The organism is Pseudomonas sp. AC255, assembly GCF_979258175.1.
Genome location: NZ_OZ409841.1, coordinates 3,608,593 through 3,627,709, shown reverse-complemented (window position 1 = coordinate 3,627,709; position 19,117 = coordinate 3,608,593). Strand labels below are relative to the sequence as shown.

Genomic DNA, 19,117 nt, shown 5'->3' with positions numbered 1-19,117 from the left:
TCTGAATGGCCAACCATGCGCGATGCCTAAAAGTGGTGCTTTGGCGCAACTCGGAACAAATACGCACTCAGAATCAAACCGCTCAACGCTGCAAATGCGGCGAACAGGAAGATCGAAGCAAAACCGAATCCTGCTGCGATCGCCCCGGCCAGCGGCCCGGTGATCCCCAGCGACAAATCAATGAACAGTGAATAGGCACCGACCGCCGCGCCACGGCTCGAGGCCGGCACCAGATTCACCGCCTCCACGCCCAGCGCCGGGAACACCAGCGAGAAGCCGAAACCGCTCAGCGCCGCGCCCGCCAGTGCCCAATGCGCATCCGTCGCGATCCACAGCAACAACAAACCCAACGTTTCCACCGACAGGCAGGCAATCGCCACGCGGAAGCCGCCGAGGCGGTTGATCAGGTTGCCGAACAGCAGCCGCGCGCCGATGAAGCTGGCGCCGAACAGGCTCAGGCACAGCACGGCGTTGTCCCAGTGCTGGGTCGCGTAGTACAGGGTGATGAAAGTGGCGATTGTGCCGAAGCCGATCGAGCCCAGCGCGAGCCCGCAGCCGTGGGGGAAGACTTTGCCCAGCACATGCATGAACGGCAGGCGTTCACCGGCGACGATCGGCGCGGCGGTCTTCGGCCATGCCAGCGCCAGACCGAGCAGGGCGAGGAGGATGATGCTCACGCCCATGCTCCACAGCCCCAACCTGCTTACCAGCCACACACCGAACGGCGCGCCGATCGCCAGGGCGCCGTAACTGGCGATGCCGTTCCAGGAAATCACTTTCGCCGTATTCGCCGCGCCGACCCGGCCGATGCCCCAGCCAATCGAACCGGAACCGACCAGGCTTTCCGCGCTGCCCAGCACCAGACGGCCAATTAAGAGGCTGATCAGACTGAGCAGCGGCAGGTTCGGCGTCCACGCGGAAATCAGCATGAACACACCGCTCAAGCCGCAACCAGCGAGGCCAATCATCACTGCGCGTTTACTGCCCTGGTTGTCGATGATCTTGCCGGCATACGGGCGGCTGAGCAGGGTGGCGAGGTATTGCACGCTGATCACCAGCCCGGCGATCACGGCGCCGAAACCAAGGTCACTGTGGACATAGCCCGGCAACACGGCGAGCGGGATGCCGATGTTCAGGTAACCGATAAAGGTGAAGAGGACGATGGAGACTACTTGCAGCGTAACCGCCAGCGGACGCTGGGGCTCGGATATAGACGACATGGGTAACGATCCACGGGAGCAGCAGATTAGATAGGCTGCTCATGATACCGGCGTGAACCGTTCAGGGGCGGGGAAAAGTAAAACTATTTGCCGGGCGGCGCTTTCAGGATTTCGCCGGGGCGACCAGTTGCGTGGTGACGAGGGCGGCGAGGGCGTTTTCTTCGCTGCCGAAACGCTCGAGCAGGGCGGCCTGTTTCTCGGGTGAGAGGCGATTCCAGATCTCGATCATCTTCTCGGTGGCGCCGATCAGCACGGCAGCTTGGCTTTCGGAGAATTCGTCGGTCATGGCGGGCTCGGGTTTCAGGCAGTGTGGAAAGCGCATGTTAGCGCTTTCCACACGGTCTGTACGGCGGGTCTTACTCTTCGCTGTCGGCTTTGCGGCTGTCAGCGGCTTCTTGCGGCTCGGGCTTTTCAGCGCCGGCGTGTTGCGGGGTCGTCTGCTCAGGTACGTGCAGGCTTGGGAAGGGGAGATTGGGAATCTCGTGCATGGGTGCGCTCCTCGCTAAGTCTGTTGATAGATCAGGTGCTCCGCGCTTTACAAAGCCTGCGCAGGATACAGCAGGAAAAATGACAATCAGACTTTTAATTCAAATTAATGCGACAGATGGCCGCAGGGGAGGCAAGCGCTGGGTCTGCTGATCGTTCCCACGCTCTGCGTGGGAATGCCTCAATGGACGCTCTGCGTCCGCTGTTGGGACGCGGAGCGTCCCGGGCTGCATTCCCACGCGGAGCGTGGGAACGAGCATAGTGGGCTATTTACAGGCGTCGGCGATGGCGTCGGCGAGCGATGCGAGGCGGGTGGCGTCGATGCCGGCGACGTTCGCGCGGCCGGAGCTGACCATGTACACGCTGTGCCGCTCGCGCAGGGTTTTCACCTGTTCCGGCGACAGGCCGGTGTAGGAGAACATCCCGCGTTGCACACCGATGTGCGCGAAGCGCTCGCGCAAACCGTGGGGTTCCAGCGCTTCGACCAGACCGCTGCGCAGCTGGGCGATCCGCAGACGCATCGCTTCCACTTCATCGGCCCAGCGCGCTTTCAGCTCTGGATCGGCGAGGATGGTCGCGACCACCGCCGCGCCGTGATCCGGCGGCGTCGACCACAGATTGCGGGCGATGTTGGCCAGTTGGCTGCGGATGTCGATGAGCTTGTCGGCGCTGGTCGCGCAGACGATCAGTGCCCCGGTACGGTCGCGATACAGGCCGAAGTTCTTCGAGCAGGAACTGGTGATCAACAGCTCCGGCAGCTGTGCCGCGAACAATCGGGTCGACCAGGCGTCCTGCTCCAGGCCATCGCCAAAACCCTGATAAGCAAAGTCGATCAGCGGCAGCAGATCGCGGCTGCGCACCACTTCAAGCACGCGCTTCCAGTCGTCATGGCTCAGATCGAAACCGGTCGGGTTGTGGCAGCACGCATGCAGCAGCACCACGTCGCCCTTCGGCACTTCCCTGAGCACGGCGAGCATCGCTTCGACGTCGAGGCGATTGTCACTGCCCACATAAGGGTAGTGGCTGACCTTGACCTTGGCGGCGGCGAAAATGGTTTCGTGGATCGGCCAGGTCGGGTTGCTCAACCACACGCCTTTGCCCGGCAGGCATTGGGCGATGAAGTCGGCAGCCAGACGCAGGGCGCCGGTGCCGCCCGGGGTCTGGGTGGCGCCGGCGCGTTGTTCGGTGATCAGTTGTGAGTCGGCGCCGAGCACCAGTTCATTGATGACCTTGCCGAACAACGGGTTGCCGTGACCACCGATGTAAGTCTTGGTGTCCTGACTTTCGACCAGTCGCGCTTCGGCGATTTTCACCGCTTCGGGAATCGGCGTCAGGCCCTGGGCATCCTTGTAGACGCCAACGCCAAGGTCGAACTTGCGCGGATTGGCATCCTGCGCATAGGCCTCCATCAAACCGAGAATCGGGTCGCCGGGGACCCGGCCGATGGCGTCGAAGTGCATCACTTGCGTCCTTCTGCGGTCTTCGCTACTTCGTCAGTGCGCGCAGCCATGATGAAGTCGTTGCGGTGCAGGCCTTTGATCGAATGGCTCCACCAGGTCACGGTGACTTTGCCCCACTCGGTCAGCAGGCCCGGGTGGTGACCTTCGGCCTCGGAGATCTCGCCCACGGCGTTGGTGAACGCCAGCGCGTGTTTGAAGTTCTTGAACAGGAAAACTTTTTCCAGCTGCATGATGCCGTCGCGTACTTCGATGTTCCAGTCAGGGATCTGCTTGATCAGGATCGGCAGTTCTTCGTCGCTGACTTGTGGCGCATCGGCGCGGCAGGCTTCGCAGTGGGCTTGGTTCAAAGTCGACATGGTGTATTCCTGAAAACGAGTGTGTTTTTATTAAAGCGCGTGTGCCGTCAATGCCGTCACGCTAAAGCAAAGTGGCGGCGACGGACAGACGCAATTGTCAGCAAAAGTCGCGGTTCAGGCGGCTTTGGGTTTCGGCGGAAATTTCGGCGCGTGCAAGCCCAGCTGCATGCCCTGGCGAACCATGGCCATGATGTCTTCATGGGCCACATCGAACAGGCGCTTGAGATTGGGCAGGACGAAGTACAGCGGTTGCAGGATGTCGATGCGATACGGCGTGCGCATGGCTTCCAGCGGATCGAAGAGCTGATGCTCGGGCTCGTCCGACAGGCAGTAAACGGTTTCTTTCGGCGAAGACAGAATCCCGCCGCCGTAGATGCGCTTGCCGTGCGGGGTGTCGACCAGACCGAATTCGATGGTCATCCAGTACAACCGGGCCAGATACACGCGCTCTTCCTTGGTCGCCTGCAGGCCGAGCTTGCCGTAGGTGTGGGTGAATTCAGCGAAGTAGGGGTTGGTCAGTAGCGGGCAGTGGCCGAAGATCTCGTGAAAGATGTCGGGCTCTTGCAGATAGTCGAGTTCTTCGCGGGTACGTATGAAGGTGGCGACGGGGAATTGCTTGCTGGCAAGCAACTCGAAAAACGTCTGAAAGGGAATCAGCGCCGGCACCCGGGCAACCTGCCAGCCGGTGGTCTCGCCGAGGACTTTGTTGATCTCGGCCAGTTGCGGAATGCGGTCGTGGGGCAGACCGAGTTTTTCGATACCGTCCAGATATTCCTGGCACGCACGACCTTCAATCACCTTCAACTGGCGAGTGATCAGCGTGTTCCACACCGCATGTTCTTCGGCGGGGTAGTCGATAAAACCTTGCGCATCGGGCTCGCGAGCCACGTATTGCGTCTGCTTCATGCTGCTCTCCTGCTAGGAAATTCGTTTTTGTTATGTCCAGCGATGGCTAAAGGAATACCCGAGAGTGACAGGGCGTGCAGCATGTTGACCGGTGTGTGCGTAGGAAAATTCTGCGTATTTCGTAAAGTTATCGTTACGCTTTGTCGGGTAATGCGCAATTACGGTGATTGGCGGGTTTGAAAAGGGTCGGGGCTGTCACATAATCTTGACAACTATCTGCATGCCTCGACAGAAACATCTGCCCCGGGCGCGCCACAGAACCCTGTGGGAGCGAGCCTGCTCGCGAAAGCGGTCTGTCTGACACATCGATACTGGATGTGCTGGCGCCTTCGCGAGCAGGCTCGCTGCCACAGAGAAATGTGTTTACCTCTCAAACCTGTCGGGCCTTTTTCTATGCGCATCAAAGTCCACTGCCAGAATCGCATCGGCATCCTGCGTGACATCCTCAATCTGCTGGTAGCGTACGGGATCAACGTCGCACGCGGCGAGGTGGGTGGTGAGCATGGCAATGCGATCTACCTGCACTGCCCGAATCTGATCAACATCCAGTTCCAGGCGTTGCGGCCGAAGTTCGAGGCAATCGGCGGGGTGTTCGGGGTCAAGCGCGTCGGGCTGATGCCCAGCGAGCGCCGGCACATGGAACTGAATGCGTTGCTCGGCGCGCTGGAATTTCCGGTGCTGTCGATCGACATGGGCGGTTCGATCGTTGCGGCCAATCGCGCGGCGGCGCAGTTGCTCGGGGTGCGTGTCGATGAAGTGCCGGGGATTCCGCTGTCGCGCTACGCCGAGGATTTCGATTTGCCGGAATTGGTGCGCGCCAACAAATCGCGAATCAACGGCATGCGGGTCAAGGTCAAGGGCGACATCTTTCTCGCTGACATCGCGCCGCTGCAATCGGAACACGACGACAGCGAGGCCATGGCCGGCGCCGTATTGACTCTGCATCGCGCCGACCGTGTCGGCGAGCGAATCTACAATGTGCGCAAGCAGGAACTGCGCGGGTTCGACAGCATCTTTCAAAGCTCGAAAGTCATGGCCGCTGTGGTCCGCGAAGCGCGGCGCATGGCGCCGCTGGATGCGCCGCTATTAATAGAAGGCGAAACCGGCACTGGCAAGGAATTGCTGGCGCGCGCCTGCCACCTCGCCAGCCCGCGCGGACAGTCACCGTTGATGGCGCTCAACTGCGCCGGACTGCCGGAGTCGATGGCCGAGACCGAGTTGTTCGGCTACGGCCCCGGCGCCTTCGAAGGCGCTCGCGCTGAGGGCAAGCTTGGCCTGCTCGAATTGACCGCTGGCGGCACGCTGTTTCTCGATGGCGTCGGCGAGATGAGCCCGCGTTTGCAGGTCAAATTGCTGCGCTTTCTTCAGGACGGTTGCTTCCGTCGCGTCGGCAGTGATGAAGAGGTGTATCTGGACGTGCGGGTGATCTGCGCGACGCAGGTGGACTTGTCCGAATTGTGCGCGCGCGGTGAGTTTCGTCAGGATCTCTATCACCGCTTGAACGTGCTGTCGCTGCACATCCCGCCGCTGCGCGAGTGCCTCGACGGTCTGACGCCGCTGGTTGAACACTTTCTCGACCAGGCCAGTCGGCAGATCGGCTGTCCGCTGCCGAAACTGGCCCCGGCGGCGATGGATCGCCTCAGCCATTACCACTGGCCGGGCAATGTGCGGCAACTGGAGAACGTGCTGTTCCAGGCGGTTTCCCTGTGCGACGGCGGCACGGTCAAGGCCGAACATATTCGCCTGCCGGATTACGGCGTGCGTCAGCCGCTTGGCGATTTTTCCCTCGACGGCAGTCTGGACGAGATCGTCGGGCGCTTCGAGAAAGCGGTGCTGGAACGGCTGTATTCCGAGCATCCAAGCAGTCGGCAGTTGGGCAAGCGACTCGGTGTTTCGCACACCACCATTGCCAACAAGCTGCGTGAGTATGAGGTTGGCAAAACCTCCGAAAGCTAAATAGAGCCTTTGTGGCGAGGGGATTTATCCCCGATGGGCGGCGAAGCCGCCCCGCTTTTTCTTCCCAGCGACCTCATTTGCAGGCTTGGCGACTGCTGCGCAGCCGAACGGGGATAAATCCCCTCGCCACAGGATCTCCATCCCCCGCCGAACTCAGGATTGCCACTAACCGGCATGACACCGCCGGTTTTTCGTCTTCGACCCATTTCAGATTCCCCCTCCGATCCCCTCAAGTCCCATGTTTACCGGGCCTTCCCCCGCCAATAAAAAGTTGGTCTGCAAATTGCTTATGGCTGAGCAGTACAGCGGTGGGCGGCAAACGTCCGGCATGCAGAGGAAACACTGTGGACAAGTACCTTTATGTGGCAATGACCGGCGCCAGCCAGAACGCACTGGCCCAGCGGGCGCATGCCAACAACCTGGCGAACATTTCCACCAACGGCTTTCAGCGCGACCTCGAGCAGGCGCGTTCGATGCCGGTATTCGGTGACAGCTTTCCGGCGCGCGCGTTTGCCATGAGCGAACGTCCTGCCACCGACTTCACGCCGGGCTCGCTGGTGCAGACCGGTCGTGAACTCGACGTCGCGGTATCCGGCAACGGTTTCATCGCCGTGCAAAACCCCAGCGGTGGTGAAAGCTACGTGCGTACCGGCAGCCTCAACATCGATGCCCTCGGAGTACTGCGCGCCGGCAACGGCATGCCGGTGATCGGTAATGGCGGCCCGATCGCTGTGCCGCCCGAGCAGCAGGTCGAAGTCGGTGAAGACGGCACCATCAGCATTCGCGCAATGGGCGAAGGTCCGCGCGTCATGGCCGAAGTCGACCGGATCAAGCTGGTCAACCCGGACATCAAGAACATGAACAAAGGCCTCGACGGTTCGATTTACACCAAGGACGGCCAGCCGGCGCAAGCCGACGCCAACGTCAAACTGGTCTCGGGTTTCCTTGAGTCGAGCAACGTCAATGCCGTGGAAGAAATGACTTCGGTGCTGGCCCTGGCCAAGCAATTCGAGTTGCACGTCAAGATGATGAACACCGCCAAAGACGACGACCAGGCCATGGCTCGGGTCTTGCAGATCAGCTAATTATCAGAACGTCGCGCCGTAAAACAGGCGCACGAGGAGAATCGAATGCTTCCGGCTCTATGGGTTGCCAAAACCGGTCTGTCCGCCCAGGACACCAACCTGACCACCATTTCCAACAACCTGGCGAACGTTTCGACCACGGGTTTCAAACGTGACCGTGCCGAGTTCCAGGACTTGCTCTATCAGATCAAGCGTCAGCCAGGCGCTCAGTCGACCCAGGACAGCGAACTGCCGTCGGGTCTGCAAGTGGGTACCGGTGTGCGCATTGTGGGCACCCAGAAAAACTTCACCGCCGGCAGCCTGCAAACCACCGAGCAGCCGCTGGACATGGCCATCGACGGTCGCGGTTTCTTCCAGATCCTGCAGCCGGACGGCACCACGTCCTACACCCGTGACGGTACTTTCCACCTCGACTCCAATGGCCAGATCGTCAACGCCAGCGGTTTCGCGCTGGAACCGGCGATCATCATCCCGAACGATGCGCAGACCTTCACTGTCGGCCGTGACGGCACCGTGTCGATCACCATCGCCGGCAACCCGGCCTCGCAAGTGATCGGCAACCTGCAGACCGCCGACTTCATCAACCCGGCCGGTCTGCAAGCAGTGGGCAACAACCTGTTCCTGGAAACCGCTGCTTCCGGCGCGCCACAGATCGGCACCCCGGGCCTGAACGGTTTCGGTACCACGCTGCAGAACACCCTGGAAACCTCGAACGTCAGCACCGTTGAAGAGATGGTCAACATGATCACCACTCAACGCGCCTACGAGATGAACTCCAAGGTGATCTCCACCGCCGACCAGATGCTCTCGTTCGTAACGCAGAATCTGTAATCCAGTCTTTGGGGCGGCCTGAGGTCGCCAGCAACACCGTGAGGTAGGGTCATGAAGCGCTTTGTATCTGTTCTGGCATTGAGTGGGGTCGTCTCGCTCGCGGGCTGCGTCGCCCCGACGCCCAAGCCCAATGACCCTTACTACGCCCCGGTGTTGCCGCGCACACCGTTGCCGGCGGCTGCCAATAACGGCTCGATCTATCAGGCCGGCTTCGAGCAGAACCTGTACAGCGACCGCAAGGCGTTCCGGGTCGGTGACATCATCACCATCACCCTGAACGAGCGCACCCAGGCGAGCAAGAACGCCAACTCGCAGATGGACAAGAACAGCGATAACTCGATTGGTCTGACCTCGTTGTTCGGCTCCAGCCTGACCACCAACAACCCGATTGGTGGCGGTGACCTGAGCCTCAACGCCGGCTACAGCGCCGACCGTTCGACCAAGGGCGACGCCAAGTCCGGGCAGAGCAACAGCCTGACCGGTTCGATCACCGTGACCGTGGCCGACGTGCTGCCCAACGGCATCATCGCCGTGCGTGGCGAGAAGTGGCTGACGCTCAACACCGGTGACGAACTGGTGCGCATCGCCGGTATGGTCCGCGCCGATGACATCGCGACCGACAACACCGTGTCGTCGACCCGTGTCGCCGATGCGCGCATCACCTACTCGGGTACCGGCGCGTTTGCCGATACGAGTCAGCCAGGCTGGTTCGACCGTTTCTTCCTCAGCCCGCTGTTCCCTTTCTAGGTGGCGACTTTGAATTTCAAGAGCCTTATGGTGGCCGCGTTGTTGATGTCTGCGGCGTTCACCGCACACGCCGAGCGGCTGAAAGACATCGCCAGCATTTCCGGCGTGCGCTCCAACCAGTTGATCGGTTATGGCCTGGTGGTCGGGCTTAACGGCACCGGTGACCAGACGACGCAGACTCCGTTCACCCTGCAGACCTTCAACAACATGCTCTCGCAGTTCGGCATCAAGGTGCCGCCGGGATCGGGCAACGTGCAGTTGAAGAACGTCGCGGCGGTGTCGGTTAGCGCCGATCTGCCAGCGTTTGCCAAACCGGGTCAGCAGGTCGACATCACCGTGTCCTCGATCGGTAACTCCAAGAGCCTGCGTGGCGGCACCTTGCTGTTGACGCCGCTCAAGGGTATCGACGGCAACGTCTATGCGATCGCTCAGGGCAATCTCGTGGTTGGCGGTTTCGACGCTGAAGGCCGCGATGGTTCGAAGATTACCGTCAACGTTCCGTCGGCCGGTCGCATCCCTGGCGGTGCCTCGGTGGAGCGTGCGGTGCCGAGCGGTTTCAACCAGGGCAACAGCCTGACGCTGAACCTCAACCGCTCCGACTTCACCACCGCCAAGCGCATCGTCGACAAGGTCAACGACATGCTCGGCCCTGGCGTCGCACAAGCCATCGACGGCGGATCGGTGCGGGTCACTGCGCCACTGGATCCGAGCCAGCGCGTCGACTACCTGTCGATCCTGGAGAACCTCGAAATCGATCCGGGTCAGGCGGTGGCGAAAGTCATAATCAACTCGCGTACCGGCACCATCGTCATCGGCCAGAACGTGAAAGTGTCGCCAGCCGCCGTGACCCACGGCAGCCTGACCGTGACCATCACCGAAGACCCGATCGTCAGCCAGCCTGGCCCGCTGTCCAACGGCCAGACCGCCGTCGTACCGCGCTCGCGAGTGAATGCCGAACAGGAAGCCAAACCGATGTTCAAGTTCGGCCCGGGCACCACCCTCGACGAGATCGTCCGTGCGGTGAACCAGGTCGGCGCAGCACCGGGTGACCTGATGGCGATTCTCGAAGCTCTGAAGCAGGCCGGCGCATTGCAAGCCGACCTGATCGTGATCTGAGGCCGGCCACCATGGATATGCGCAAAAGCGGTCTGGTCAGCAGCAGCGATTCGGGTTCCTACTCCGACCTCAATCGTCTGAACCAGCTCAAGGTCGGCGACAAGAACAGCGACGAAAACATGCGCAAGGTGGCGCAGGAATTCGAGTCGCTGTTCCTCGGCGAAATGCTCAAGTCGATGCGCTCGGCCACCGAAGCGCTTGGTCAGGACAACCCGCTGAACACGCCGGCGGCCAAGCAGTATCAGGAAATGTACGACCAGCAACTGGCGGTTTCCATGTCCCGCGAGGGCGGTGGTATCGGTCTGGCCGATGTGCTGATCCGGCAGATGTCGAAGAACAAACCGATGGCGCCGGGCGAGGCTGCAGCCGCGTCCGCCGCCAAGCAGCAGGAAGCGCTGGCCAAGGCCGCCGCCGTACCGACGCCGATTGCCGCCGGCACCGTCGCCACCGGTCCGCTGTCCCGCGTCAACGGCGAGCGTCCGTTGTGGGCATCGCGCTCGGTGCATGCGCCGAACAACACCGATATTTCCCATCGCAACGACATGGCGCTGATCAACCAGCGGCGTCTGGCGCTGCCGCCGAAACTGGCCGATCGCTTGCTCGCCGGTCTGGTGCCGTCGGCACCGAGCGCGGCCACTGCCAGCACTGCGGCGGCAGCGACCAACGCCTTGCCGCAACGGGCCACGACTACCGCCGTCACAGGCTCCGGCGCGTTGTACAACGGTGACTGGCTGGCCCGTGCTGAAGAGCAGAAAGCCGCTGGCGGGCAGATGCAGGTCTACGGCCGCGCCATGGCGCAGATTCCGCTGGCACCGGCGAAGAAGGCCTTCAGTTCCGCCGACGAATTCGTCAACACCATGTTGCCGATGGCCAAGGAAGCCGCTGACCGCATCGGCGTCGATCCGCGTTATCTGGTGGCGCAAGCGGCACTGGAAACCGGCTGGGGCAAATCGGTCATGCGCGCCCAGGATGGCAGCAGCAGCCACAACCTGTTCGGCATCAAGGCGAGCAGCAACTGGAAGGGCGATTCGGCCCGCGCGATCACCAGCGAGTTCCGCAATGGCGCGATGGTCAAGGAGACGGCCGAGTTCCGTTCCTATGCCTCGTACAAGGACAGCTTCCACGATCTGGTGACGTTGCTGCAGAGCAACAATCGCTATCAAGAAGTGCTGAAGTCGGCCGATAACCCAGAACAGTTTGTACGCGAGTTGCAGAAGGCCGGTTACGCCACCGACCCGAACTACGCGACGAAGATTTCGCAAATTGCCAAGCAGATGAACAGTTTTGAAAACTACGCTGCGGCGGGTGTCTCCACCACGCCTTTATAAGGCACCAGGTAATAAGGTCTGAACCATGAGTTTGCTCAATATCGGGATGTCGGGACTGTCGGCCAGCCAGTCCTCTCTGGCTACGACAGGCAACAACATTGCCAACGTCGACACCGCCGGTTATTCACGTCAGCAAACCGTGCAGGGCACCAAGTCCTCGCAGCAGTACGGCAGCGTTTTCATCGGTACGGGCACGACCCTGGCCGACGTGCGCCGGGTGTACAACTCGTACCTGGAATCGCAGCTGCACACCGCGACGTCGCTGGACAGCGAATCGGCAGCTTTCCTCAAGCAGGCGACGCCGCTGGACGCCATGCTGTCGGACACCAACACCGGCCTGACCGGTGTGCTGCAGAAATTCTTCACCTCGATGCAGGGCGTATCGACGTCGGCCACCGATGACACTTCGCGTCAGTCGGTGCTGACCGGCGCGCAGGCGCTGACCAGCCGCTTCAATACCCTGGCCAAGCAGCTCAACGATCAGAACACCACGATCAACGGCAGCCTCGGTGACATGACCGCCCAGGTGAACAAACTCGCCACGGCGATTGCCAATCTCAATCAGAAGATCGGCGAAATCTCCACCAGCGGCGGGGCGCCGAACGACCTGCTCGACAGCCGTAACGAAGCCGTGCGTCAACTCTCCGAGCTTACCGGTGCGCAAGTCGTCGAGCGCGGCACCAGCTTCGACATTTATGTCGGCAGCGGCCAGCCGCTGGTCATCGGCAACACCACCAACAGCCTGAGCATGGTCGCGAGCAAGACCGACCCGTCGCGCATGTCGATCCAGATGGATCGCGGTTCGAGCACCATCGACATCACTTCGGTGATCAGCGGCGGCGAAATCGGCGGTCTGCTGACCTATCGCAAGGAAGTCCTCGACCCATCGCTCAACGAGCTCGGTCGCGTGGCCCTGGTGATTGCCGATCAGATCAACAGCCAGCAAGCCCAGGGCATCGACAAGAACGGTGACTTCGGCGCGGCGATTTTCAACAACATCAACAGTGCCGCCCTGATCAGTCAGCGCAGCATTGCGAAGGATGGCAACAGCGCCGGTTCGGGCAACCTCGATGTGACCATCAAGGACACCGGCAAGCTGACCACCAGCGATTATCAGGTGACCTTCACCAGCGCTACCGATTACACCGTCAAACGTTCCGACGGCACCGATCTGGGTGCATTCAGCACCACGACCAATCCGCCGCCAGTGATCGACGGCTTCACCCTGGCCTTGAACGGCGGCGCGCTGAGCGCGGGTGACTCGTTCAAAATCACGCCGACCCGCAACGCGGCGGCGAGCATTCAGACGGTCCTGACCGATCCGAAGAAAATCGCTGCGGCAGGTCCGCTGACCGGCGTCGCCAGCGCCAACGGTCTGGGCACTTACACCCAGCCGACGCTCAGCGACAAGATCGATATCTACAACCCGACCGCCCAGGCTGACATGCAGGCGGCGCTGAAGAATTCAACGCCGGTCAAACTGGTATTCGGTGCAGCCAGCGGTGGCAGCCAGTCGTACAACCTGGTCGACGCCAAGGGCGCGACCATCGGCACCGGCACCATCGTGCCTGGCCAGTCGAACACGCTGAACCTGAAAGTCGGCATCGTCGATGCCAGCGGCAACCCGGTGATGGACACTACCGTCACGCCGAACGTACAGAAGACCTTCACCGTGCAGACCACCGTGGGCGGCACGCCGAAAACCGGCGAGACCTTCACCATGAACCTGACCGGTGCGGCGTCTTCGGACAACCGCAACGCCCAGGCACTGGTCGCGTTGCAAACCAAACAGACCGTGGACACCGGTTCGGCGAGCAAGGGCATCAGCCTGACCGACGCCTACAACACCCTGGTGACCAACGTCGGTACCAAGACCGCCCAAGGCAAGTCCGACAGCGCCGCAACCACGGCGATTCTGGAGAACGCCAAGGGTGCCCGCGATTCGTTGTCCGGGGTCAACCTGGACGAAGAAACCGGCAACCTGGTCAAGTACCAGCAGTACTACACAGCGTCTTCGCAGATCATCAAAGCTGCGCAGGAAACTTTCGCCACGCTGATCAACAGCCTTTAAGGAGTCGTAATTCATGCGCATTTCCACCGCCCAGTATTACGGAACGCAAGCTTCGGATTATCAGCGTAACTTCAACAAGGCTGTCGCTACCGCGAGCGAGGCGAGCAGCCTGCAACGCATCAACACTGCCGCCGATGATCCGATCGGTGCCGGGCGCTTGCTGCAGCTGGGCCAGCAGGCGGCGATGCTCGATCAGTACAAGACCAACGTCAACACCACCAAAAGCGCCTTGACCGTGCAGGAGTCCACTCTGGATTCGATTACCACGGCGCTTGCGCGAGCCAAAGAGCTGGCGCTGGCCGCGAACAACGGCACCATCACCGACAAGGACCGCCAGGCATATGCCTCGGAACTGGGTGAGATCCAACAGCAAGTGCTGGGCCTGATGAACGCCAAGGATGCCAACGGCAACTACCTGTTCTCCGGTTCGAAAACCGATACCGCGCCGTATTCGAAGAATTCTGACGGCACGTTCAGCTACAACGGCGACCAGACCACCATCGATCTGGGCATCGGCGACGGCATGACCGTGGGTACCAACACCACCGGTTGGGACGCGTTCCAGCAGACCATCAACACCGGCCGCACCAACACCAAAATGACTGCGCCAGCTGTGGATGACGGCCGTGTCGTGCTGTCCAACGGCACCGTCGGCACTGCCGCCACCTACGACGCCAAGTTCACCGCCGGGCAGCCGTATACCATCGATTTCGTCAGCAGCACCCAGCTGAAAATCACCGATGCCTTGGGTAACGATGTGACTGCCGAGGCCAGCCAGAATGGCCTGATCAGCAACAGCACCGGCGCCAACCAGACTGTCAGCTTCCGTGGTGTCGACCTCAAGCTGAACGTCAACCTGAAGGCTGGCGATACCAATCCGGACGCCGTTATCGCAGGGCACAGTTTTCAGCTGTCGGCCTCGCCGGACTCGTTCACCACCACGCGTAATCCGGGTAACCCGTCGACCAGCGTGATCACCGGTTCGACCATCACCGATCAGGCAGCCTACACCGCAGCGTTCCCGCAGGGCGGCGCGGTGCTCAAGTTCACCAGCGCCACCGATTTCGATCTGTATGCCGCGCCAGTGACCGCCGACAGCAAGCCGGTTTCCTCGGGCACGGTCGCCGGCGGTAACGCCACCGCTGCCGGTGTGACTTTCGCCCTGGGCAGCGCGCCGGCCGCTGGTGATCAGTTCTCGATCCAGCCGAACAATCATCAGACCCAGAACGTGCTCGACACTCTGGGCCAGATGATCACCGCGCTGAATACGCCAGTCGACGGTGACCCGGTTGCCAAGCAGAAATTGCAGGGCGCGATGGAGGCAGGCCTCGGCAACATCGATGCAGCTTCCAACCAGATCGGCACCGCAGTCACCACCATTGGTGCGCGCGGCCAGGCGCTGGACATGCAGACCATTACCAACGACAGCCTGACCACGGCGAACAGCACGACCCAGGGTTCGATTCGTGATTCCGATCCGGCTGAAGTCATGACCCGTCTGACCCTGCAACAGACCATGCTGCAAGCCGCGCAACTGGCGTTCAGCAAGATCAGTCAGTTGGGGCTGTTCAACAAGATCTGATGGTTGGCGGGCGCGTGCGCGCCCGCTGACGTTGTCCCTCTGTTAATGATTTTTTGCGGTATCAAGGGCTCGTTTTTGCGAGCGGGCTCGTACCGCCTGTGAGCCCGCCGTGAATTCACTCCCCTCGTCAGCATTGCCATCCCTGCGTTCAATCCGCGCTTTTTCGAGCGGGCATTGAACAGCGCCGTCAGCCAGACATACGCGCCTCTTGAGATCATTGTCTGCGACGACAGTCGTGGTCATGAGATCGAAGGGATTGTCAGCGCTGTGGCCGAGCGCTCGGGTGTTGCCGTGCGCTATGTGCGCAACCCGCGCACATTGGGCATGGTCGGCAATCTCAAGGCGTGCCTTGATCAGGCGCAGGGTGAATTCGTCAAGTTCATGTGTGACGACGATCATCTCTATGCCGCCTGCATCGAGCAGCAGGCTCACGAGATGTTGCGTGAGGAAGTCAGCCTGGTGCTGGCTCAGCGGCTGTTCTGGGACGCCGACGACATCATTCTGCCGGCGCGCCTGGAAAACACTTCGTTGTCACCGGCCAGCGGTCTGTTCAAGGGTGACGACCTGCTGGGCATTTTTGAAAAATTTCCGGTCAATGTGCTGGGCGGTTTCTCCAGCGCCTTGTTCCGTCGTTCGGACCTCGTCGACTTGTTGCCGGCGCTGACTCAGGACGGCCACTGCTTTGTCGCCACCCTGGATTTCGCCTTGTACGTATGCCTGCTGCGGCGCGGCAATCTGGCGATGTCGAACACCGTGCTCAGTGCCGAGCGGCTGTATCCGGAGCGCTTGAGTGCTCAGCAGCCGATGAAAGACGCGGTCGAGGTCGAGCGCGAGTGGATTCTGCAAATGCTCAAGGCGCGCAGCGGCGAGTCGGCGCCAGCGCCGGGTTGGGTGCGCTATGTCCCGCTGACCAAGGCTGACGTAATGCCGCGCGTCTGGGAAGAGCTGCCCCTGAGCCGTACGCTGGGTACCAAGCAGAGTCGCCAGGAGTGGTGCGTCGGCATCGATAGCTGGAGCTTCGCCGAACTCTACGCGCACTGGCTGCAGTGCCGCAGCCTCACTGAAGGGCAGCGCAAGTTACTGCCGGAAACTCTGGCCGCCTGGCCACAACAGCCGCGAATAGTGCCGATCGTCATTGATGCCCAGGGCAGTCGCGATGGAGTCGAGCGCACGCTTGAGGCGCTTGCTCGGCAGGACTATGCCCCTGAACTGATTCTGGTGCTGTCCGCTTCCTGTAACGAGGCGACGCTGGATGGCCGCGTGTTCCACATGCCACTGGAAGGTGACGGGCTGGGTCAGATCAACGCGTTGTTGCCCCAACTGGAGGGCGCCGACTGGTTTTACCTGTTGCAGGCCGGTGACCGGCTGATGGCGCCGGCCTTGCTGGTCATGGCTGACCGGATCGCGCACTCGCCGTCGCTCGGTTGCGTGTACAGCGATGAAGGCGGTCTGCGCGATGGTGAGTCCGTGGAACCCGCCTTCAAACCCGATTTCAACCTTGATCTGATGCGCAGCTACCCGTATGTCGGGCGCGCCTTGGCGTTCAAGCGCGAACGCTTTCTGGCGCTGGGTGGTTTTGACACGACGTTCACCGAACTGGCTCCTCACGACATGCTGTGGCGCATGGTCGAAAGCGACGGCACCCAGGTGATCGGGCATGTCGCCGAAGTTCTGCTGGAGTCGCCATTCGATCTGTCGCGGTGGTTGGCCGAGCCAGGCGTCATCGAACAGAATCCTCGTGTGCTCGAAGCGCATCTGCAACGCATTGGCGTCGCCCATGAAATCCGCCGTGGCAGTTGCCAATTGCTCAATCGTGTCGACTATCGGCACGCGCGCCGTCCGCTTGTGTCGATCATCATCGTCACCCGGGATCAGACCGCTGCCTTGCAGCGGTGTGTCGAGACCGTGCTGGAAAAAACCGCCTACGCCGAATACGAACTGCTGCTGGTCGACAACGGCAGCGAAACCGCTGAGGCCAGAGCATGGCTGGACGGCATCGCGCAATTGGGTGGTGACCGGATCCGCGTGCTGACGTACCCGCAGCCGGACAACATGGCTGCCCTGCACAATTTTGCCGTGACCAAGGCTCGTGGCGAATATGTGCTGCTGCTCAATACCTTTGCGGTGATTACCCACGCCGACTGGCTGGACGAGCTACTCAATCATGCGCAGCGCCCGGAAGTCGGCGTGGTCGGCGCCAAGTTGTTCAACCCGGATGGTTATGTGCTGCATGCCGGCATGATTCTGGGGATGCAGGGCGCGGTCGGGCTGCCATTTTATGGACAGTCGCTGCAGTCGGACGGTTATATGTTCCGGCTGCAGGCCGCCCACGATCTGAGTGCAGTCGGCGGTGATTGCCTGATGGTGCGCAAGGCGGTTTTCGAGGCGGTGGCAGGGCTTGATGAAGAGGATTTGAAGCAGGCGCTGAACGTGGTGGATCTGTGCCTGCGCATCGGCCAGGAAGGCTACCTGGTAGTGTGGACGCCTTATGCCTTGCTGGCTCAGGGCGTGCGCCCGACTGTCGAGTCGACAGCTGAGCAAGGCCAGCAACATTTGCACGAGCAGGAGATCTTCTACAAGCGCTGGCTGCCGCGCATTGCTCGCGATCCGGCCTTCAATGTCAACCTGTCCTTGCAGGGCGTCGGCGCGACGAGTTTCAGCCTTGAGCCGGGCCTGCGTACGGGGTGGACTGCTTTCTCCAGGCCGCAATTGCCCAACGTACTCGCTGTGCCGATCAATGCCTCAGCGATTGGCCATTACCGCATGAGTCAGCCGCTGATAGAGCTGGAAGCGGCGAACCGGGCCGAAGGGTGTATTCGTTACGGCTTGCCGTCGATCATTGAAATCGAGCGTCAGTCGCCGGATGTCATCGTCCTGCAAGGGCGCTATTCCCAGGGCGCGATCGATGAAATCCCGCCGCTGAAAAAATTCTGCCATGCCCGGCGCATCTTCGAGCTGGATGACTATGTGATTGATGTTCCGCATCGCAATGCGCATATCCGCAACATGCCCAGCAAGCAGGAAATGGAACGGATGGTGCGCCAGGCGATCAGCCTGTGCGACCGCGTGGTGGTGTCGACTCAACCACTGGCCAATGCGCTGTCGGACATGCACCACGACATTCGCGTAGTCCCCAACATGCTCGCGCAAAACCTCTGGACCGGTTTGCGGGGTCAGCGCCGCACCTCGAAAAACCTCGCGTGGGTTGGGGCGGAGGCACCAGCCACCATGGCGATCTGGCGGTGATTGCCGATGTTGTGCGTGAGCTGGCCAACGAAGTCGACTGGGTATTCTTTGGCATGTGCCCGGATGACCTGCGTCCGTACATGCACGAGTTCCACGGTGTGATTCCTCTGGACGTCTATCCGGCCAAGCTGGCCAGTCTGAACCTCGACCTGGCTCTGGCACCGCTGGAGTTTCACATTTTCAATGACTGCAAGAGCAATCTGCGTTTGCTGGAATACGGCGCCTGCGGTTACCCGGTCATCTGCACTGATACCGAAGCCTATCAGGGCTATCTGCCGTGCACGCGGGTGAAGACCAACAGCACTGATGAATGGCTGCAGGCGATTCGCATGCATCTGGCCGACCCTGACGCCAGTTATCGCATGGGTGACGAGCTGCACGAGGTGGTCATGCGCGATTATGTGTTGCGTGGTGACAATCTGCGGTATTGGGAGAATGGCTGGCTGGCGGATTGATCGTTTATATAGGCGGCTTTTTGGGGTTGCCTTTTTTTGGGGCCTTGGCGGCCTTGGCGGCCTTTGGGCCGACCAGGCTGTTGGGGGTTTTGGGTGTAGATCCGTTTCTGCGGGTGTTGCTGATTACGGTTCCGCCCTTACGGCGGGTCACCTTTTTCAAACGCCAAAAAGGTAACCCAAAAGGCTTGCTCCTACGTTCGGCCCTCGCAGGCTCGGGTTCCTTCGCTGCGGGACTGATCCGGGCGCAGCGGCTCCGGTTTGCTTCGCTGCAC

Annotated in this window: 14 protein-coding genes and 1 pseudogene; 9 read left to right on the top strand and 6 right to left on the bottom strand. The window is 61.1% G+C overall.

Annotated elements, in window-relative coordinates:
* Nucleotides 1-26 precede the first annotated feature (26 nt).
* The 6 genes from ACZZ0K_RS16520 to phhA form a co-directional block, all read right to left on the bottom strand.
* Nucleotides 27-1,211, bottom strand: a complete 1,185-nt coding sequence (locus tag ACZZ0K_RS16520; RefSeq protein ID WP_258708194.1) for an MFS transporter — start codon at nt 1,209-1,211, stop codon at nt 27-29.
* 112 nt (nt 1,212-1,323) lie between these two features.
* Entirely contained in the window at nt 1,324-1,506 is a 183-nt protein-coding gene (locus tag ACZZ0K_RS16515; RefSeq protein ID WP_039761215.1) for a hypothetical protein, read from the bottom strand.
* A 70-nt stretch (nt 1,507-1,576) separates the two neighbouring features.
* The gene (locus ACZZ0K_RS16510; protein ID WP_016771117.1) at nt 1,577-1,708 is read right to left on the bottom strand and encodes a hypothetical protein; all 132 of its coding nucleotides are present in this window, start codon (nt 1,706-1,708) and stop codon (nt 1,577-1,579) included.
* A 264-nt stretch (nt 1,709-1,972) separates the two neighbouring features.
* Nucleotides 1,973-3,166: an amino acid aminotransferase gene (locus ACZZ0K_RS16505; RefSeq protein WP_258707771.1), complete on the bottom strand. Its 1,194-nt coding sequence runs from the start codon at nt 3,164-3,166 to the stop codon at nt 1,973-1,975.
* Nucleotides 3,166-3,522: a 4a-hydroxytetrahydrobiopterin dehydratase gene (locus ACZZ0K_RS16500; RefSeq protein WP_016771115.1), complete on the bottom strand. Its 357-nt coding sequence runs from the start codon at nt 3,520-3,522 to the stop codon at nt 3,166-3,168. The genes ACZZ0K_RS16505 and ACZZ0K_RS16500 overlap by 1 nt, the downstream gene beginning before the upstream one ends.
* 114 nt (nt 3,523-3,636) lie before the next feature.
* The gene (phhA, locus tag ACZZ0K_RS16495; RefSeq protein ID WP_041478990.1) at nt 3,637-4,428 is read right to left on the bottom strand and encodes a phenylalanine 4-monooxygenase; all 792 of its coding nucleotides are present in this window, start codon (nt 4,426-4,428) and stop codon (nt 3,637-3,639) included.
* Nucleotides 4,429-4,821: 393 nt separating this feature from the next.
* On the opposite strand from phhA, the gene ACZZ0K_RS16490 reads away from it, so the two are divergent.
* The 9 genes and pseudogenes from ACZZ0K_RS16490 to ACZZ0K_RS16450 all read left to right on the top strand — a co-directional run bounded on the left by ACZZ0K_RS16490 (nt 4,822) and on the right by ACZZ0K_RS16450 (nt 18,845).
* Entirely contained in the window at nt 4,822-6,384 is a 1,563-nt protein-coding gene (locus ACZZ0K_RS16490; protein WP_016771113.1) for a sigma-54-dependent phenylalanine hydroxylase transcriptional regulator PhhR, read from the top strand.
* Nucleotides 6,385-6,728: 344 nt separating this feature from the next.
* Nucleotides 6,729-7,469: a flagellar basal body rod protein FlgF gene (locus ACZZ0K_RS16485; protein WP_016771112.1), complete on the top strand. Its 741-nt coding sequence runs from the start codon at nt 6,729-6,731 to the stop codon at nt 7,467-7,469.
* A gap of 45 nt (nt 7,470-7,514) precedes the next feature.
* On the top strand, nt 7,515-8,300 hold the full coding sequence (flgG, locus tag ACZZ0K_RS16480) for a flagellar basal-body rod protein FlgG (protein WP_016771111.1): 786 nt from the start codon (nt 7,515-7,517) through the stop codon (nt 8,298-8,300).
* 51 nt (nt 8,301-8,351) lie between these two features.
* Nucleotides 8,352-9,047, top strand: a complete 696-nt coding sequence (flgH, locus tag ACZZ0K_RS16475; protein ID WP_016771110.1) for a flagellar basal body L-ring protein FlgH — start codon at nt 8,352-8,354, stop codon at nt 9,045-9,047.
* 27 nt (nt 9,048-9,074) lie between these two features.
* The gene (locus ACZZ0K_RS16470; RefSeq protein ID WP_024012083.1) at nt 9,075-10,163 is read left to right on the top strand and encodes a flagellar basal body P-ring protein FlgI; all 1,089 of its coding nucleotides are present in this window, start codon (nt 9,075-9,077) and stop codon (nt 10,161-10,163) included.
* A gap of 11 nt (nt 10,164-10,174) precedes the next feature.
* On the top strand, nt 10,175-11,491 hold the full coding sequence (gene flgJ, locus ACZZ0K_RS16465) for a flagellar assembly peptidoglycan hydrolase FlgJ (protein WP_024012084.1): 1,317 nt from the start codon (nt 10,175-10,177) through the stop codon (nt 11,489-11,491).
* Nucleotides 11,492-11,516: 25 nt separating this feature from the next.
* A complete protein-coding gene (flgK, locus tag ACZZ0K_RS16460) occupies nt 11,517-13,562 on the top strand; it encodes a flagellar hook-associated protein FlgK (protein WP_071171415.1) in 2,046 nt (681 codons plus the stop codon).
* 13 nt (nt 13,563-13,575) lie between these two features.
* Nucleotides 13,576-15,144, top strand: coding sequence for a flagellar hook-associated protein 3 (locus tag ACZZ0K_RS16455; protein WP_150636629.1), 1,569 nt, complete (start codon nt 13,576-13,578; stop codon nt 15,142-15,144).
* 132 nt (nt 15,145-15,276) lie between these two features.
* Nucleotides 15,277-18,845, top strand: a pseudogene (locus ACZZ0K_RS16450) (glycosyltransferase).
* The last annotated feature ends 272 nt before the right edge of the window (nt 18,846-19,117 follow it).

Coding starts and splice junctions, on each gene's coding strand:
- ACZZ0K_RS16515 (WP_039761215.1), bottom strand. CDS start 1,506: ATGACCGACGAATTCTCCGAAAGCCAAGCTGCCGTGCTGATCGGCGCC.
- ACZZ0K_RS16510 (WP_016771117.1), bottom strand. CDS start 1,708: ATGCACGAGATTCCCAATCTCCCCTTCCCAAGCCTGCACGTACCTGAG.
- ACZZ0K_RS16505 (WP_258707771.1), bottom strand. CDS start 3,166: ATGCACTTCGACGCCATCGGCCGGGTCCCCGGCGACCCGATTCTCGGT.
- ACZZ0K_RS16500 (WP_016771115.1), bottom strand. CDS start 3,522: ATGTCGACTTTGAACCAAGCCCACTGCGAAGCCTGCCGCGCCGATGCG.
- phhA (WP_041478990.1), bottom strand. CDS start 4,428: ATGAAGCAGACGCAATACGTGGCTCGCGAGCCCGATGCGCAAGGTTTT.
- ACZZ0K_RS16490 (WP_016771113.1), top strand. CDS start 4,822: ATGCGCATCAAAGTCCACTGCCAGAATCGCATCGGCATCCTGCGTGAC.
- flgG (WP_016771111.1), top strand. CDS start 7,515: ATGCTTCCGGCTCTATGGGTTGCCAAAACCGGTCTGTCCGCCCAGGAC.
- flgH (WP_016771110.1), top strand. CDS start 8,352: ATGAAGCGCTTTGTATCTGTTCTGGCATTGAGTGGGGTCGTCTCGCTC.
- ACZZ0K_RS16470 (WP_024012083.1), top strand. CDS start 9,075: ATGGTGGCCGCGTTGTTGATGTCTGCGGCGTTCACCGCACACGCCGAG.
- flgJ (WP_024012084.1), top strand. CDS start 10,175: ATGGATATGCGCAAAAGCGGTCTGGTCAGCAGCAGCGATTCGGGTTCC.
- flgK (WP_071171415.1), top strand. CDS start 11,517: ATGAGTTTGCTCAATATCGGGATGTCGGGACTGTCGGCCAGCCAGTCC.
- ACZZ0K_RS16455 (WP_150636629.1), top strand. CDS start 13,576: ATGCGCATTTCCACCGCCCAGTATTACGGAACGCAAGCTTCGGATTAT.